This is a genomic window from Nostoc sp., assembly GCF_036917575.1.
Classification (GTDB): Bacteria; Cyanobacteriota; Cyanobacteriia; order Cyanobacteriales; family Nostocaceae; genus Nostoc.
This window is the reverse complement of sequence record NZ_JBALDC010000022.1, coordinates 1-17677: the sequence shown is the minus strand read 5'-3', so window position 1 is coordinate 17677 and position 17677 is coordinate 1. Positions and strand designations below refer to the sequence as shown.

The window sequence follows — 17677 nt, the reverse complement described above, 5'->3', positions numbered from 1 at the left end:
CACTTTTCATGTATATTATTAAGTATTTTTATATTGATTCATGACTTGAAAATACTAATTAGCTAATCTCAAGTTTACTCAAATACTTATAATATCTGTAGATTACTAGGTTGAAGAACGTAAACGCGTTCGCAAAGCGTCTTTGATAGGAGAAGCGTAACCCAACGCTAGTTTAAAGTTCATGTTAGGTTAAACCTTGTAAAATCTAACCTGTGCTGTATTGATAATATAAGTAATTACCCAAACTCGATATAATTTCAAATAGAAAAATTTTCTGTCATTTTGAAATCATCAAGAGTCAGTTGGATAGAAAATCTGGTTCCGCTTAAACCTTTAAAACGGTTAAGTTGAATGTATGAATCCAGGCTTCTCGATTCAATTTGTTGTAGAATATTTCCCGATTCTAAAAGCATAATTTTTAGATTTGGTGGTAAATATTTATTATTACCAGTGGGATGAACTTGTACGATGATAGCAGTTTTTTTGTCTTCTTCCTGCGAAAGAGCAAGCATCAATGCTAAAGATTGTCCTCCTAATTGTACCCCTAAATCAATTAGCTTGACTCCATTTATACCTGTTTTACTAGTTGCAGAAAAACTTCTGAACTCAAATGCTAAATTTCCTAACTGTGAATTTAAAACTTCGTCAATAGGTTGCCATCCTGCTGTAAATAGTTTCTGAAACCATTGATTAAGGTTCATCGGAATAAATGAGGAGTCTATAGAGACGCTATTCATTGATTCTATGCTTGGTGAGAAGTATTTCTTAGCAGTGGGTGCAGTATTTTTTTCTTTAGTTAAACGTTGATTATACAGTTGTTGTCGCCACTGTTCGTTGGAAATTAATGCTGCCCATTGAGCAAATGGTATATCCAAATGTACTCTAGGAGAATAAATAGAAGCATCACTTAATGTCTGCAATAAATTTTGAGCTTCTGCTGCTGACAAAGTTACTTCAGATAATACTTCTTCTCGCCAACGCAGTCCTAGTGTAGCAAAAAGTAAGGTGAAACTTTCAGTTAACTGTTCGATAGGTAAAGAATAAGTGCGATCGCTTGAATTATATTTGCCTTGGTTTTTCAATTGACGATGGGTAGCAAATCCGCATACTCGTATCCAACAATCATCATCGTCATCCAAATTTACCTGTACTGGTATATAATAGTCAGCCGCCCAACTATTAATATCTACCCATTCTTGCGGTACACACAATTCTTCTATATCTATTGTTTCAGTCGGCACTAATACTATCTTGGTTTCACCCACCTTAATTGCTGTGCCATTTACTATCTCTAAGATACTAGGTAAATTTTCTTCACTAGGAAATACCTCTGCGCGTAACCTAGCTTCTTGTAAGGATAATTGAAACCAAGTGAGTATGCGACTCAAGCAGATGCGATTAAGATAAGCATTGTAAATTGCGATCGCATTTGAGTGATGTTGAGAAAGCTGCCATACTTTTTCTTGTTCCGCTGTCTCTACCTGCAACCAAATATGCTTAGTGTCAATATTTACGAAATCTGATAAACTCAACATTCTCTTCCCTCTCCCAAATAAAGTTAATACAACTGATTTTGAATGTATCTTTCCACTAGAAAAATCTTTTCTTCTAGTTTTAATTCTTTATTGATTAATTCTGCTTCATTTTTTAACACTAATTTTATGAGCGATTTAGAATAATTACTCAACCACTTTTCTAAATACTCTTTCATCCAAATATTTATTTCTTGCATCAATTTTTCTTGTAAGTTGTTTTTTGCTTGATTAAGTCTTGTAGCTATTTCATTCAAAGTAATTCTTAACTGAGAAGCAATTTTAACTTCATCTATTTGCTCTCCATAATAAAGTTGTAAAATCTCGCGTTCTTCCTTTACTAACTTCTTGATGGCTGACACCAAAGCTGCTTGAATCAAATCTGAGTACACTGGTGCATGGTAATCGCTTTCTAACCATCGTCTTACATACTGTTTAACCCATTGTTGTGGTTGGGAAATTTTGGCTATAGCTTCTAATAGTTTGATTGTAGATTTAGTTAGATAACGAGAAATTGTACTTTGATTTATTCCCAATTTATCTGCTAGCTGTTTTTGATTTAATCCAAATCCATAATAGAAAAGTAAAATTTTCTGATCGTCCAGTTTCATGGATTGAAGTTGCTCAGATAAAATTGAATTAGCTTGATTCGCTAAAAATCCTTGTTCTCTTATATCCTCAGTACTTGATATCTTTTCCCATTCAATTTCTGGAACTTGTAATTCTGATTTAACTTCAAATCCATCTAATTGCAAAGCATCAAGTGAAAATTTCGGTAGAATCGACATCGGATAACTTTCTAAAGCTTTAATGCAAATCTCCATCCAATCTTGAATTTGTTTTGCAGTCACCTTAGTAGAGTTAGCAGATACCTCATGTGGTGCGGTTGGTAATACCTTTTCTACGTTATAACATTGAGCAGATTTTGAAAAATCTTCTTCGTCAGGGGCTATCCATTTTTTACCTGTAGTTCTGGTTGGATTTTTAACCTTATTAATTAAATAAACTTGCTTAAAGTATTTTCTAGCAAAAATAATTAATGAAATTTTTGGTTCGATTATTCCAAAGACTTTTAGTGCTCCTATGAGTTCTTTATCACTCTTTTTATATAACAATCTCCACCGTGAAAATCTATTAACTTCTGCTGAGTATTTAATATGGTTTATTAATGTGTTAGTTATATATGTATCTACATTCGCAGTTTGAGAATTATATTTCACTAAAATTTCTTTCAATTTTAATGGATTGTAAACTAGCAATCTAGCAATACATAGATATTCTTCCCAAGAATTGGCGTTACGCTCTTTACATAAGTCTTTAGCAGCCCAATAGCATTTTTCTTCAAAGTAACTTGCTAAATGTTCATAGGCAAGTTGTATTTTATTACTCGGCTCCCAATCTGCTATTGATTGTGATTCATCAAATGCTACTTTTCGCCAAAAATTTGCGATGTCTATTCCTTTATCATCGTGGGAAAATAAATTAGAAAACTCCTGATGCTTTTCTTCATATAACTTCAAATTACGTTGCAGAGAAGGTTGATGTTTCCATTGCAACACTAATTGATTATTTTGGTTAGTCAGCATAATATAGGTAGAAAATTTATTAAGATTATCCCTCCGTTTTGGTAGTACAGGAATGCTATATACATTGGTAAAATTAAGCACCATTATTTTTCCCCTAGTGGACAGCAAAATGAGGTTTACAATAATATATGCAAGGGGAGCAACGCGATTTGGTGATCTGCTAAAACTAAAAATGGAAATAGGCTATTTCGGGATGTGATTACCTCCGTTATGCTACGTATAGGCGTAGCTTCTGTCAGCATCGCAACAAAAAAACCTGGTTTTATTGATAATTTACTGATGTAATTGATAATTTCACCCCAATTTCATCAAATCGCGTTGCTCCCAGCAATATGCAAGTATCAAATACACTGCATTGTTTTATATGATTTTAGCTTTACTGAACTTATTGGGAACAAAGCAAGTTAATTATGCAGGCTGTAGGCATTATAAAAACTTGAGGGTAGAAATTGGTCAAAATGCTTATACTTTTACCTTGTCACCATAAAATATTTATTTATCAAACAACAAAAAGACTGGTTTTAGCAAGCTAGGAAAAATAAATAATTTCAAAGCTTACGCGACTGGCACATAAATTAAGGTATAACAAAAGACAAATGTTTTTGACGTATGACAAAACCTACAATCGTTACAGTGCTTGATACTCCTCATTTGTCACTTTGCGAAAGCAAAAATCAGAAGTAACTTTTAAAACTCTGACTGGATTTGTGTCTCAAATTTTTGAAGTTGCTGTATAAGCAGATCCGATTAATGAGGAATCTTTTATCCTCAGTAAGTTTTGACGATATAGCCGTAGTCACATAGGTTAGGACATTTTAAAAGAGTGAAAGCTAGGAATAGTAATAGTTTTACCTCCTGCCTTCTGCCTCCTGCCTCCTGCCTCCTGCTATACAACCTTAAATCCAGCCACAAATTTCTACAGTGGTAAAACTAACGGCATTGAGAGATTTAACTGTACTTTACTTCAAAGAGTTTCACGTTTGATTAGATAAACGTTGTCATTCTCCAAAAATTTAGAAAACCATATTGGAGCTATCTGGTATTTCACCTATCGCTATCATAATGAGTTACTACAGATTTAAGGCTATCTATCCTTACCTATTTAAAACTACTAGACGATTTTTCTTACTCTAGTTTTATTTTAAGAAAGCGACATAGTCTCAATTAAGATTTGGTGTTTTTATTTTGACGCTCGGTTGTTGTTTGCTGGTTGTTTGTTGTACTTTGATTAAATGGTTTTTCAACTGCTTCTCTGATTTTTGATTCAGCAATATCGGTTATCTTGTATCTCATTTGATCGGATAGTCTATCAATAAATCCGCCGAAAACTCTACTAAAAAAGTATCCAATTGATTCCATGATTTTCACCTCATAATTGAAACGGTATTAAAGAGTGACTTCAATTAAGTTCATACTAGTTTAGTGGACTATGAAATGTCAGTAGACTTATGTCTATAAACAGGGTTATTTCATTAATTCACAAGACTATAGACAGAATTATTTGAATTAAAATTTCTATCCGCACTGTTTCTCAATTGATTTGCGGGGTATCTCCAACTGCGTCCTCATCTGCGCTGCGGCGATCGCGTCCTACCTCTAGAGGATTGTTCTCTGTTTGTGTCCATAATTAAATTGATTTACCCTGCCATTTCCATCCGCACTGTTTCTCACTTGGTTTTCGGGCTATCTCCAACTGCTCCTCATCTGCGCCGCGATTACAGTTGCTGAATCGGCAAATTTAGCGACGACGCTGCCCTCCCGCTCCCGGCGGTCGCCGCATCGGTGGCATCGGAAACTCCGAGAGCGACGGCAATGACGATGACGATGATGATGACGATGACGAGAGGAACGCCGAATTCCGTCGCTGGGTCCCCTGCTGCGGCAGCGGTCGCTGCGGTAGCGGTCGCTGCGGCGGTGGTCCTGGCAGCGGCGGTAGCTGATGCTGCGACTGGTACGACGGCGGCCGCGACTCATCATGCTGCGGCAGCGCCTCCGACAGGGTCGAGAACGGCCGCTGCCGCTCCGGTATTGGCTGCATCTCCCGCTCCTGCAACTGCCGCCGCCGTTGTGGATCCGTCTCTGTCATCCACGTTGGTGGCCGTCGAAGCCCCAGGGTCCGCTCCCGCTGCTGCTGCGCAAGTGGCCGCGTCATCCACGACGGCGGCGGCGGATGCCCCAATAATGACGAGTCTGCCGAAAACCGCGACTGCAACGGCGGCGTTGGCGGTGTTGGATCCACCTGATCAACATACTGAATATTAGGATACGGATGTTCTGGTGCCCCGGCGGAAAGTTGCGAAAATCTCCGAGTAGGTCCGGCCCCCTGTCGTTGAATCTCCGAGATCGCCGAGAGCGGCCGTGCCCCCTGTGGGAGCCGCGGGAGCGGCCGATCCCGCGGCGGTATTGCTTGCGAATACCGTGGCGGCGGCAGCGGCGGCAACGGTGGCGGCGGCAGATGATGATACTGTATCGGCGGCAGTTGCGGCGGCTGCAACGGCTGCGGCGGACCGATCTGCGGCCGCTGTTGTTCTTCTCTTCGTTCTCTTCGTTCTCTTCTTGACCGTCGCGGATGAAAGAAATTATCCATAAAGCCTGCCATTATTAGTGATCCCTGTGCTTTAGATATGGTTCCAAATCACCCGGAATTAAAAATTTATTGTTCAAGCGATCGCAAAAGGCGCGTATGGTTTAATGGTAAAAAGTGCGATCGCGGGTATTGAAACTTTCATTAGATCCAGCCAGCGACTTCTACACTCGTCAATGACTTGCTTAGTTTTTCATACTCGCTTTGAGTAGCCCCTAAAATATGCTTCATTTGGACTGCTTCTCCAGCATCAGCTGCTACAAATGCAGCATTAAGGGCAATAATGCGGATATTTCCACCTGCGGTATTGAGCTGAGCGAGCTTTTTAAAATCTAATCCTTGAGTGGGGGTACTCGATGGGAAAATTCGTTGCCAAATTTTTTCTCGATGCGCCGCATCCGGGAGAGAAAATTGAGTCACAAAGCGCAGCCGCCGCAAAAAGGCAGAATCCAAATTGCTCTGCAAGTTTGTGGTCAAGATAGCTAGTCCAGAATAAGATTCCATTCGCTGTAGCAAATAACTGACCTCAAGATTGGCATAGCGATCTTTAGAATCCTTTACCTCACTCCGTTTACCAAAGATTGAATCTGCTTCGTCAAATAATAAAATAACGCCACCACTCTCTGCTGCATCAAAGATACGCTGGAGACTTTTTTCAGTTTCGCCAATATATTTGCCGACAACTGAGGACAGTTCAATTTTATAGAGATCTAAGTTTAACTCATTGGCAAGCACTCCAGCAGCGAGTGTTTTCCCCGTTCCGCTGGGACCAGAAAATAAAGCTGTGATACCCAGTCCACGTCTATTCTTTGCTGCAAATCCCCAATTTTCATATACCTTAGCTTTTTGGCGAACGTGGGCTGAAATTTGCTCTAAGGTATGTTTTTGTAGGGGCGGCAATACCAAGTCTTCCCAGGTCAATTTAGATTCAATCCGCTCTGCAAGTTTATCTAAACCAGGCCGCGCTTGAGTGCGACAACTCTCCCATAATGCCTGTTTGAAGGAAACAGCAGATTGCGTTGTCAATTGTCCAATTACTGCGGTACAGGCACTACGAATTGTAGAAGTGCTTAAGTAAAACTGAGACGTGAGCGCTTGCAAATCTTGAGACAACTGTTCTGAGTTTGGGATCAGCGTGCCTTGTCCATTGAGTTGGGTTTTGAGTTCGTCTACAGAGGCTTGCCAGGTGATTAACTGTTCTTGGGGTTCTGGTTTGGGAATATCAAAGCGAATCATCTTACACTTTAACTCCTGGAGTGGAACACGGGTTGCGATAATGATAAACCCTGAAAATTCCTCTGTGAGTTGATTGAGCGCAGCACGTTGTTCTGGATCAAGAAGATCCGTATCATCGCAATTGAGCAGGAGCGCCCTATGCTCTAAAATACATTCTCTCTGCAATCGGCGAGTGAAAGAAGTTAAGTCGTCAGAGTTTATAGGAATGCGATCGCAGTTCAGGAGACTGATGCCTTGCTCAAGTTGGTGACAAACGACTTGGGCAATATCTATCTTATCTTCTATCTCTGAACCACACAGTTGAACTATGGGGGGAATATCTTGAGATGAACTTAGATGCCATAACGCTGCTATTTTATCAGCCAAGCTCTGGTGAGAGGGTATTAGTTGATTGGGACGAGCTGAAGGTAGCTTAGTAAGTCCTGTCAGTAATGGGTCTGTCGTTTGGAGACCTTGAAGGTAATGAAGGATTCTCTCATCTATAAACAATTGTTTATTCAAAAGGCTATTACCCGAACCTAAATTGATGAGCTTCCAGTAGCGAAGCGCTCCATCAGGAGCTAATGCACTCCAATGAGGATTTGGTAAGGTTCTGAGGGCTAACCCAAATGTTGGATAGTAGTAGTTCCGATCGTTATAGACTTTAGTGCATAATTCTGGAAAACGCGAATCGAGTTCAATGGCAGCGCAAAAAACCAGTATATAAAACTCAAATTCTGAAAGTTTAAATCTTTCACAAATTTGCTCAAAAGCTGGAGTAAATGACATTTCAGAAGCTATCTTCCAGAGTTGAGATTGATCGCGATCGGTGTTTGAATATCTTGCGTCGGGATCGTTTTCAGATCGCTCGGTCGAGTTTTGTAGAAAATTGTGGACTAGATCGAAAGCGGCAATTGAATAGTGGTGGTTGGCTTGGTACCAGACTTCAAAATCGTCCTGCATTATGCTCCTTCCAGTTGCGAACTCTGTATTTGGCTTTCGTCTTGATACTTAGGCTGAGTGTGGCAAGGAAATAGGTGATTGATAAAATTTACCATTCTCTCTATTCGTACAACAACACCAATTAAAAGTAGTACAAACAATGCTTGAAACGTTGCATTTATAGGGCGTTGTGTTCAGCATAGATGCCCTACACTGCCAAAAAAACTACTAAGCTAATAGTTAAGGGTGCAAACGACTTTAGCCAAGGGAGGGTCATTCACGCCTACAACAAATCATTACTTCTAAGGCATAAACAGACCCGTCGGATCTTCCCCCTCAGCGACTTTCTCGGGTCGTACCCGAACGACTTGATTGGAGGGGATTGATTGACTTATTTTGTATGAGGCCCTGGAGTCTGGATCTTTCTGTGTTGATTCGGGATGTACGTTTCTGAAACCTATGAAGGCACTGTTTTTTTCAACACTCTCTCCATCAGCACTGGGTTTGTCATGCAATGATGCATAAGCGCCCGCTACTCTCCTGCTAGGAGTACCATGAACCTGGCCTTGAGAATTTTCTATAAGTTTCGAGTCACCCATTTTTTTACTAGCTCCTCCCTCCTTTCCTCCATGAGATGTTAGTAGCCCCGTATCTAATATGTTGGCTGCATTGCTCGCTGAAGTTCCATGAAGCATATATCTTGGTACAGAAGAACGGTTGCTATCCACTGAGTCCCGATCCTTGTTTTCCGCTGTAAATTCTCTGCTAAAGCGGCTAGGCGTTAGTGATGATACTGGGCTAGATTGTAATGGCGGTGGTGCTGGCGTCGTCGCTTGCTCAGATGATGAAGCTAAACCTGGCGGTGGTTGCGAAGACGATTCTTCTTGCTGTTGCTCTCCCTGCTGAGGATTTTGTCTTTCTGCCTTACGACGGTTATGTTCCTTCCGTGGATGGAGTATATTTTTAGCAATTTTTTTCATCGTTGGTGCTCCCTGCTTTAGATATGGTTCAAACGGTCAAAATCAGGTTCAAAATCACCCTAAATTACAAATTTATTGTTGTGGCGATCGCAAAAGGCGCGTCTGTTTTAAGGCTAAAAAGCGCGATTGCGGGCGTTGAAACTTTGATTAGATCCAAACAGTGACTTCTACACTCGTCAATGACTTGCCTAATTTCTCATACTTGGTGCGATCGCACATATTAGCCTTGAAGAGCTAGAATAGGCTTATCGTCTATGGTTGGATGTAAAACGAAAGTCTGTTCATTCGACACTACCTCTAAATCTTTATAGTTTTGGTACTTATATAGTTGTTGATGAACAACTTGAACCTTTTGAACCCCAGCATATAGATTGTGAGGCAATTTAAATAAAATTCTGTTGTCTTCAACAATTTGTGGTTCTAATAGGTTTTCTCCTCCGTTCAGACGGAGCAGAGTTATATCTTCACTCAAATTCTTCCCATAGATGATTAGACTGCTCCCTGCTACAATCTCGCCATTTGTAGGCGATGCCACAATTTTCTCAATTTGCGGCTGATTCAATGCCCTTTTACTAGAACCTGGAGCAAGTGAAGATTTCTTAGATCCAATAAACATCATCGATATTTCGTAGGCAATTGAGGGTCGATAAGAACCTTTTAAGAGCGACCACAATCTGGACATCTGTTCTGTATCGAACAAGTTTGGCGCGATCCTTACTTGGTCTAACTGCTCGGTTAAAGTTTCAACAGAAGTCGATTCAATCGCTTGTGCCAAAAGACCAGAACGATTGATGGTTGCGACATGATTTAGCATTGCTCGAATTGTGGCATTGGATAAAACCGGAGTTTGATGCATAAGCTGCATGACATAACCCAACAGTATTTCCGTCTGAAAGTCTTTGTTTCCGTAGGCGGTCAATACATAATGGAGATTGATGGCTAAGGGGAGAATTGCATCTTCATGGGCTGGCTGGTTGCGTAGCCTGCCGCCTTTGGCATCGTGCCCACCCAAATCTGCATTACGATTTTCTGAAACCTGGTAGAGAAATAGATTTAGCTGAGGTTGACCATCGACTCCAATAGAAATCTGATCTGGGGGAAGTGTGGTTACTAGCACATTTCCCATACTCGACAGTGCTGCATTCTGAACCAAACCGTCTTCTATCAAGTTTTTGAATACAGCTGTGATCGCTGCGATCGCCAATCCATTACTCATATATTTTTACCTAAAAAACTATTTGTATTGTTAGGCACTTAAAAAGCTAAATTGATATTCGTTCAAACCCTTCATAAGCGATCTCTATCTCCTCAATTTCAACATCACTTGAATCCGTTTTCATATCTCCAATTCGGAATTTGGTTGGCCAAGCTTCTGTAAATTGAAAGGCTGCTTGGGGGCTATCCCCTTGATGAAAAGTGATTGATATAGTTCTGCGCTGTTTGAACCAGTTGCCCTCTTGCACCGACGAAAACCATAGCCACAAACTCTTGGAAATGTTCATGCCTCTGCGTAAAGTTAGATTTCCACCGACTGCGTTACCAGGAAGCTTAGTCAGTCGGGAGCGTCCCTTATTGGCGTTCCCCCAGCGATCGCTAGTGACTTCTCTAAACTGGACAACCTCTTGGGTAAAGTCAAAACCATCACATTCCTTAAAAGTTCCGTCCAAACGATCATTGGAACCATCAAGTTGCAAGGTTATAGAGAAGCCAGCTTTCATTAATACAGTTGCTTCACTCATAGATTGATTAAAGTGTTTCAAAGGTTACGGTTAGCTATTTCATCCCAATTTTATTTAGTCGAACTATAGATGGGATTTAGGAACCCCCAATCTGGAGAGTAGTACTCTTGGAGTAAGTCTCGAACTTACTACTCTCCAGCTCCTCTCTTGTCAAGGTGAGTGGATGTTGGGGGAGATAAATCTCTAATTTATCATTAGAGATAAGGAGGTTGAGGTAAGACCTCGATCAGGAAGACTGAAACACACCAGTAATAAGGTACGTTTGACAGTATTACTCACCATATAATGGTGTTTATATCTGGAGTTTTCATTCTTCCATCTTTGCGAACATTACTGCATCCGCTCAATTTCTGTAACGCACAGTTGAATTGTTTCAGCAGCAAGCTCGGAACTGTTAGTCTCTGCATCAGCCACCTGGTAACTCATGGGAAAAACGCCTTTTAGTTGCCATTCAGCAGCCGCTCCTTCTTCCCCTGAAAAAGTGAACGTCAAATCCTCAGTTGTATAACTGCCTTGTTTAGCATTGGGATTTAATTTTTTCCACCAATCCGCTAATTTTTTATCACCCCTAGGTATTGAGCAAGTAAACGTTGGTTGCCCAGGCTTTGTTGGACCTGGTCTAGGTTCTAGCTTCTTCTTTCCTCCCGTCTGATTACCGACAGAAGTAGAAGATACTTCAACATCCATTTTTAAACCACTGAAGCTTTTTACTGCTATTGTTCCACCCAAAGTGCCCCCACTAAGGCTAAAAGAAGAAGCATTAATATATTCATTCTGCGCCATGATATTCTCCTATTTTTTTACTTGATATGAATGAGCTAGAACAAGTTAGTTGTCGTTTTCATTTTCCAGAGCATTCCACTGACTAATGCGGAAGACCACAAATTCAGCCGGACGCACTGGGCATACACCAACATCGATATACAAACGACCCAAGGTCATCGTTTCAGGCGTATTGTTTTCTTGGTCACACTTCACGTAGAAAGCTTGCTCAGGATTAGCACCAAATAAAGCTCCCTCACGCCAGATGCGCTCTAAAAAGTTCATAACGCAATATCGCACTTGCGTCCACAACTGTTGGTCATTCGGCTCAAAGACAGCCCACTGAGTTCCCACTTCAATGGAACGCTCAATATAGCTGATGAGTCGTCTGACACTGATGTATCTCCATTCCGTTTTGTCAGGTTCCACCAGGGTCCGGGCACCCCAAATGCGGATTCCTCGGTTGGGGAATTTACGAATGCAGTTGATACCGAGTGGGTTAAGAAGCTCTTGCTCTCTGAAGTTGACATCGTAGGCTAAACCAGTTATCCCTTTAGGAACTTCATTTGCAGGAGCCTTATAAACTCCTCGCGTTTCATCTGTTCGACCCCATACACCCATCATGTGGCCAGAAGGAGGAACAAGAATAGAACGCCCTGCATTTCGAGGATTGGGTACTTTAACCCACGGATAATAGAGAGCTCCAAACATGGAACGACGACCAAACTCATCTAACCAATCAATGACATCCTGAGGTCTAATGCGATCAGGAGGAGGATCTAACACAACCATTCGATTCGTTGCTCCTGGCATATTGCCGCTGGCAGAACCTTCAGACATGCTGATCATAGTCTCCATCACACCATGAACTTGTTCAATGTTTAAAATTTGAGCTTCATAGGCTCGCATTAAATCCGGAAAACATATCATTGTGATCTCGTCGATTTCAAAGATGCCGAGAACGCCAGTTCGTCTGCTCCGATCGCCTTCTACTTCACTAGCAAATTTCTCAGATGTAGAAGTCGGTGCTGGAGGCAGTAGTTCGTATTCGCCATTCATGGGCCGTCGGGCTAAGGGCGATCCGGGCTGGGCAATATCTCCAATCGAAATATATTTAGAGTTTTTCAGAGCCTCAACAACGTAGGTTACAGCCTGCGTTTGGGGTTTTGGATCCATACTCAAGTGATTGTATTGCTCAAGCACTTGATCATCTCGGCACACTTTTAGAGAGAAGAACTCACGTGGATTTTGAGGTATTTCTACTTTATGCGTTCCCTGCAATTGACCTTTAATCTGGTCGCTCGCTTTATCGTCATTCTTCGCAGGAGGTAAAGCCCGAGGCATTCCATCGTGAATTTCGATTCTAATGGGTCCGTTATCGAAGTGTTCAGCCCGGATGGATAAATTTAAACTTGGGCGATCGCCGCGTCTTGGGATCTCTAAGCGAGGTGCTTGCCGTTTGGAATTTTCTAGCCCAATACTGGGGAGTTGAGTTCCAATACTTGTAACCCAACAACGTCCGCCCCCATTCAGGAAATATCCTCGAACTGAGAAAGGTAAATACGCATCGAAGTCTGTGAACCCGTTAGAGTTGCGTCGGGCAAAGTAGTCAAGATACTGAGTCCAACTGGTGACAAGCATGGGTTTAAAGAGTTCGGCCCCGCCTCGTATATCTTCAGTAAAACCGATAAATCCTGCGACCGAAGTACTGACGCCCTCAATCGGACGACTGCCGCGATCAACTTCTTCAACATAAACGCCTGGTGCAAAATAGTCTAGTCTAGCCATGTTAAGTGCTCCTTGATTTGTTGGATAATCGATTGATATAAAAATCTAGTAGGCAGGCATAAGTAATATCTCTTGGGGGATACATGATTCTCCGTCTACAAAAACATTGCAAGTCTTAAACTGATAGCCAAATCGTTTAAGGTGTAAAGTGTAGTTTCCAGAGGTCAAATTCTCAAACATAAAATACCCTTCCTCGTTGCTAGTTACTGATTTTTCAGTTCCTTCAAGTATGATTTGAACTCGTTTTAATGGCTTTGCGTTCAAAGTATTTTTGACAATGCCAGCAATGGCAACTCGCTGAATTCTAGAGCCGCTCCTGCTGATAGCTGGAATTGAATTATTGGCTCCAAAATGTCGTTCAGTAACCAAAGGTACAGTTGTTTTTCTCCATATATTCAAGGGAACAGTTACTGTCAAATAAATAGCAGGTCGTATGGGAATAGAAAGAGAACCCCATAAACTTCCTACATCAATGGGTGGGTCGTTAGTGACTGATAATGATAAGTTGCCGTGACCACGAAGATCAGGAGTTAGAAACTCCTCCCGCAAGACCCGACTACGCATTAATAGCAGTAGAGTTTCAGATAGAAGATGATGCTCTCCTAATACAGTGCGATCGCGGGCTGTAATCACAATCGAGATATCAAACCAACTAGGTGCTCTACATACTTCTGCAACCTGTCGTGAATCATCAAAATAGCGTTCAACCTGCCTGCCATTATTTGGCATTTTTTTACTGATTCGAACATCATACAGATAGAGATTAAGTGATAGCTCTCTATTACTATTTTTTTCTAAACTTGCAGGGTGACTAAAGTTTATTTGCTCAGTGCTAGTGAGAACAGATCCGCTAGTCAACATTTCAGCAAAAGTTTGAAGAATCGAATTCAGCATAAGCAGATATCTAATTCGTTTCTATATACTCAGATTAAGCGATCTACTAGCCAATGCAATCAGACTTATGTACGAATTGAAATTTAGAAGTTATAGCTTAATTATTTTTCAAAAATCACAATAAAAGCTCATGTTTGCATAGAGCTTTAGTTTATGATGTAATTAATTTTACAAATTATTGTCAGAATTCAGGAGTCAGAATTCAGGAGTCAGAATTCAGGAGACAGCCAGCAAGGACATTTCAAGACTTGATAGTTTGGCAAAAAGCACATTAATTAGAAACTTTTGTAAGTAAAAAAACAAAATTTAGTTGTGGACAGCAGTAAAGAAGAGCTATCCAGGAATTTTAGCTGCTCGTTTGGGAGACAAAAGCTCTGAAACATTTAAATTATTGTGGTTGATTATTAAATGACAGATGGCTATCCAGTTCATCCTGGCTTAATTAGTAGTGAAGACCACATATAATTAGCAAAACATATATGACAAGAGTTAAGGGTGAAAATAGTAGGTGAGGCATTATCTTGCTCATCTACATCGTAAAACTTTTTGCTACTCTAAAACCGAAGAAATGCTGAAATGTTCAATTCGATTAGTAATATATTATCTAAAGTACGGTTCGGTGGCGCTGCGGGCGCTGTGTGCCCCCAAGCTTGAGGCGATATCTACGACGGGCTATGCCTACGCTTGATTCATACTTCCATTGAGCAACGCCTTGTTTGCTCTCTAGTTTGTAAACCTCTGCCATTGCTTCAGCTTGAACTTGCTAATTTTATGCGATCTATAGCTTATGGTATTTCACGAAATGCTTGATACAAATGATTTGTCTCTAACTCTTTCCCCTTATTCCCTGTTCCCTTGCTGCCTATTTGTATTAATCTTAAAGGGAAATGGTATTACTGTTGGAGAACTGGTATTAATAGGCTTCGGAAGTGGTTTTGGCGTATCAACTTGGAGCAAAAACGCACGTTTGACTGATTGACCTTGTTCGGTTTCAGCCGTAAGGATAATTTGAGAGAGATTTGTGGTTGCTTTAAATGTCCTAAAACCGCTAGCCGGGACATCACCTAAAGGTTCAAGTTTAACCTTGACACTATCCCCCTGTACCTGCCAGTTGAGAGTCACAACTTGTCCAACTTTCAAGAATATTGAGGGATTCGTCTCTGAACTTTGATTATTGAGCGTAAAGTTCATAACTCGAAGGGGTGTTGCCTTTAACTGGACTTGAATTGCTTTGGAAAGTGGCGATTGTTTTTGACTTCCATTAGACACAGGTTGAAGGTTAATTGCATAGTCGCCTGGTTTAGCCGGAAGCCCTATATTCACATTGGAACAACTCAATGTCTCGTTGACTGGAGGTTGACATTGCTTCGTTAGTTCTGGAGGAATTTGTTTTTGAAAATCATAAGTCTTGAGGAGCGTTGGTTTACCGTCTTTGAGTTGACCGATAACCTGAAGCTGACTAAGTTGGCTAAAGTTGTTGATGTTCCAACTAAGGGTTAAGGGTTTCCCTTTTTCGAGTTGAGACTGGCGTGCTGCAATGCTCATCACCTGCGGCAGTGGCTTAGGTTGAATTACAACATTCAGTTTCTGCTCAATAGGTTTTTGGGCTGATTTTGCTTTAATCTGAAGTTGGAAGGTGTATTCTCCCGCCAGTCGGGCACCTGTATCGACATTAGTGCAGGTTAAATTGCGATCGCCTACGGCGGGGCGTAGCCCATCGCGAATTTGGCAATAACGGTTCAGTTCTGTTGGTAAGCCTTGACGAAAGTCATAAACTTGGGGACTGTTCGCAGTTTGGTCTTTAGTTGAAGAAACCACTAGTTGAGCGAGTTGAGCGGAATTCGAGATTGTCCAGTTTAAGCGTACCCTGCCTCCCTCGGTATAGCTAGCGCTATCCGGTTTGAATTCTGTCAGGATTGGTGGAGGAGCGGGTTTAAAGAACACAAACCAAATCAAAAAGCCGAGTCCCGACAATGCACCAACCCCTGCCAGCACACACAGCAGAAACTGCCACCAAGGGCGTGCCTTCCAGACTAACAACCCCATCGGTAAATTTTCTGGAGTCGGTAATGCTTGAAGGTCTTGAACATTGACTTGAAACGGTAGCTCTAAGCCATACCCAAAGAGGGGACGTCGCCATTTCTGCTTGGGATAAACGGTTAGATTAATCGTCGCTGTTTCGCCAATTAACAAATTGACAGAAGACGGATTGCAAACATAGGAGCACAACTGGGTTTCATCTCGGCTGCTAGCACTTACGGCCAATTCTCGAATTGAATTTCCGTGATTTGTCAGTATGAGTAGATACTGCCCCGGCCTGTGACTGACTTTTCCCAGAATAGTCTCCAGTTCAACACTCAGGTGAAGTTTTGGCTTTACCTCTAAATACACCAGATCTAAAAAGACCTGCTCTGGGGCATTATCAGAAATGAGCTGTAGAGTTGGTGAATAGTGACCAGCTGGCATATCTATTGGATAATGGAGCTCAATGATGATTTCACCTTGGCCTCCAGGATTAAGCTCCAAACCATCGGTACTCGAAACGACGCCTAACTCACTCAGTTCGTTGGAAGGATATTGAATCGTGAACCACATTTTATCCAAGTCAAGACAATGGAGACGAAACCGATCCACTCGACTGGAGTGGTTGTTCACGATTACTGATAGCCTCTGGTGCTGGTTGGGCTGAATTAATAAAGGCTGAACGGGACTAGTTGCTGGGCTAATTGAAAAGGTAAGCTTTTGTGACTGTATAACAGCCTGCTCTTTGACTAGAACTTCAAGACTGCCTGGGTAATAAATCGGTGTCTCTTCTGGATAATGCTCTGGGGCATCTACTACTACCGTGTAGGGATAACTTCCTGGTAGAGCGTCTGAGGGAATCTCAAAGACCAGACTGACTTCACAAGCCTGTTGGGAGTCGAGGGCAACCCGCTTTCTTGCAGATGGACACCATGCCAGCAAGGTTTGAACCATAGGATCGATAAACACATCAATCGCGGCTCCCTGCTCGCCTTGATTAATCAGACTGATGTCAAGAGTAACGCTCTCCCCTGGGAAACCCTTTAGGCGGGTAGAAGGATTCAGGATAACTTTGAGTGGTGTTATGAGATTCAACATCTTTACAGCGTCTTTAGTAAAGGACTAAGTAGAACTAGTGGAAAAAATCACTATATTAATAAGAGTAAAGTAGGCTAAAATCCTTTTTCCTCCTGCCTTTAGCCTAAATATTCACACCTACTTACTTATGGCGTTGCTGAAATATAATGGTTAATTGCACAATAAAAGAATAAAATTTCCAGAATGCAGCTTTATTGAAATTATAAAAAATGGTTGTATTCGTGGTAAATAAGCTTTTTAATTCAACTTACTAGTTTTCTTCTAACTAATTCCTGCCGCATCAAACAAGTCATAATAGCTCCGTTTTTACTCGGAAGTTATATCACATAAAAATGCTAATTTATACTTAATTTTGCCAAGCTCTCAACTATCTTTCGTTTACTGCCAACTTAATATTTATTGTTGGTATTCAACATTCAAATAGCTTTTTTTCCTTTATTTTAAAAAGGATTATAGAGTAAACTAAAATACAGACCGTTTTCTTGTAATGTTCTCTGATTATTTGAGTCAATAGATATCAAAGGGATACCCCAGT

The 17677-nt window shown here is 41.2% G+C and carries 11 protein-coding genes and 2 pseudogenes; 2 read left to right on the top strand and 11 right to left on the bottom strand.

What is annotated here, in order from left to right:
- Nucleotides 1-257: 257 nt before the first annotated feature.
- Both V7K79_RS05215 and V7K79_RS05210 read right to left on the bottom strand, forming a co-directional pair.
- A complete protein-coding gene (locus tag V7K79_RS05215) occupies nucleotides 258-1535 on the bottom strand; it encodes a DUF1822 family protein (RefSeq protein WP_335045345.1) in 1278 nt (425 codons plus the stop codon).
- A gap of 23 nt (nucleotides 1536-1558) precedes the next feature.
- Entirely contained in the window at nucleotides 1559-3202 is a 1644-nt protein-coding gene (locus tag V7K79_RS05210; protein WP_335045343.1) for a sigma-70 family RNA polymerase sigma factor, read from the bottom strand.
- Between the two features lie 836 nt (nucleotides 3203-4038).
- Between V7K79_RS05210 and V7K79_RS05205 the strand changes: the two are divergent.
- Nucleotides 4039-4200: pseudogene (locus tag V7K79_RS05205) on the top strand (IS1 family transposase); the annotation flags it as partial.
- Between the two features lie 82 nt (nucleotides 4201-4282).
- Here V7K79_RS05205 and V7K79_RS05200 read toward each other — a convergent pair.
- The 8 genes from V7K79_RS05200 to V7K79_RS05165 all read right to left on the bottom strand — a co-directional run bounded on the left by V7K79_RS05200 (nucleotide 4283) and on the right by V7K79_RS05165 (nucleotide 14022).
- Nucleotides 4283-4477 (bottom strand): hypothetical protein, encoded by a 195-nt coding sequence (locus tag V7K79_RS05200; RefSeq protein ID WP_335045340.1) that lies wholly within the window; start codon nucleotides 4475-4477, stop codon nucleotides 4283-4285.
- A 1369-nt stretch (nucleotides 4478-5846) separates the two neighbouring features.
- Complete coding sequence (locus V7K79_RS05195) at nucleotides 5847-7880, bottom strand: ATP-binding protein (RefSeq protein WP_335045339.1); 2034 nt, start codon at nucleotides 7878-7880, stop codon at nucleotides 5847-5849.
- Nucleotides 7881-8161: 281 nt separating this feature from the next.
- Nucleotides 8162-8839, bottom strand: a complete 678-nt coding sequence (locus V7K79_RS05190) for a hypothetical protein (RefSeq protein WP_335045337.1) — start codon at nucleotides 8837-8839, stop codon at nucleotides 8162-8164.
- A 220-nt stretch (nucleotides 8840-9059) separates the two neighbouring features.
- On the bottom strand, nucleotides 9060-10055 hold the full coding sequence (locus V7K79_RS05185) for a DUF4255 domain-containing protein (protein ID WP_335045335.1): 996 nt from the start codon (nucleotides 10053-10055) through the stop codon (nucleotides 9060-9062).
- Between the two features lie 46 nt (nucleotides 10056-10101).
- Complete coding sequence (locus tag V7K79_RS05180; protein WP_335045333.1) at nucleotides 10102-10578, bottom strand: phage tail protein; 477 nt, start codon at nucleotides 10576-10578, stop codon at nucleotides 10102-10104.
- A gap of 330 nt (nucleotides 10579-10908) precedes the next feature.
- Nucleotides 10909-11361: a phage tail protein gene (locus V7K79_RS05175; protein WP_335045332.1), complete on the bottom strand. Its 453-nt coding sequence runs from the start codon at nucleotides 11359-11361 to the stop codon at nucleotides 10909-10911.
- A 45-nt stretch (nucleotides 11362-11406) separates the two neighbouring features.
- The gene (locus V7K79_RS05170; protein WP_335045330.1) at nucleotides 11407-13128 is read right to left on the bottom strand and encodes a phage tail sheath family protein; all 1722 of its coding nucleotides are present in this window, start codon (nucleotides 13126-13128) and stop codon (nucleotides 11407-11409) included.
- A 45-nt stretch (nucleotides 13129-13173) separates the two neighbouring features.
- Nucleotides 13174-14022, bottom strand: coding sequence for a beta-sandwich domain-containing protein (locus tag V7K79_RS05165; RefSeq protein WP_335045328.1), 849 nt, complete (start codon nucleotides 14020-14022; stop codon nucleotides 13174-13176).
- Between the two features lie 275 nt (nucleotides 14023-14297).
- Here V7K79_RS05165 and V7K79_RS05160 point away from each other — a divergent pair.
- Nucleotides 14298-14710, top strand: a pseudogene (locus V7K79_RS05160) (IS1 family transposase); the annotation flags it as partial.
- 152 nt (nucleotides 14711-14862) lie between these two features.
- Here V7K79_RS05160 and V7K79_RS05155 read toward each other — a convergent pair.
- Nucleotides 14863-17142 carry a COG1470 family protein gene (locus V7K79_RS05155; protein WP_335045326.1) on the bottom strand — a complete coding sequence of 760 codons (2280 nt, stop codon included), beginning with the start codon at nucleotides 17140-17142 and terminating at the stop codon, nucleotides 14863-14865.
- Nucleotides 17143-17677: the final 535 nt, after the last annotated feature.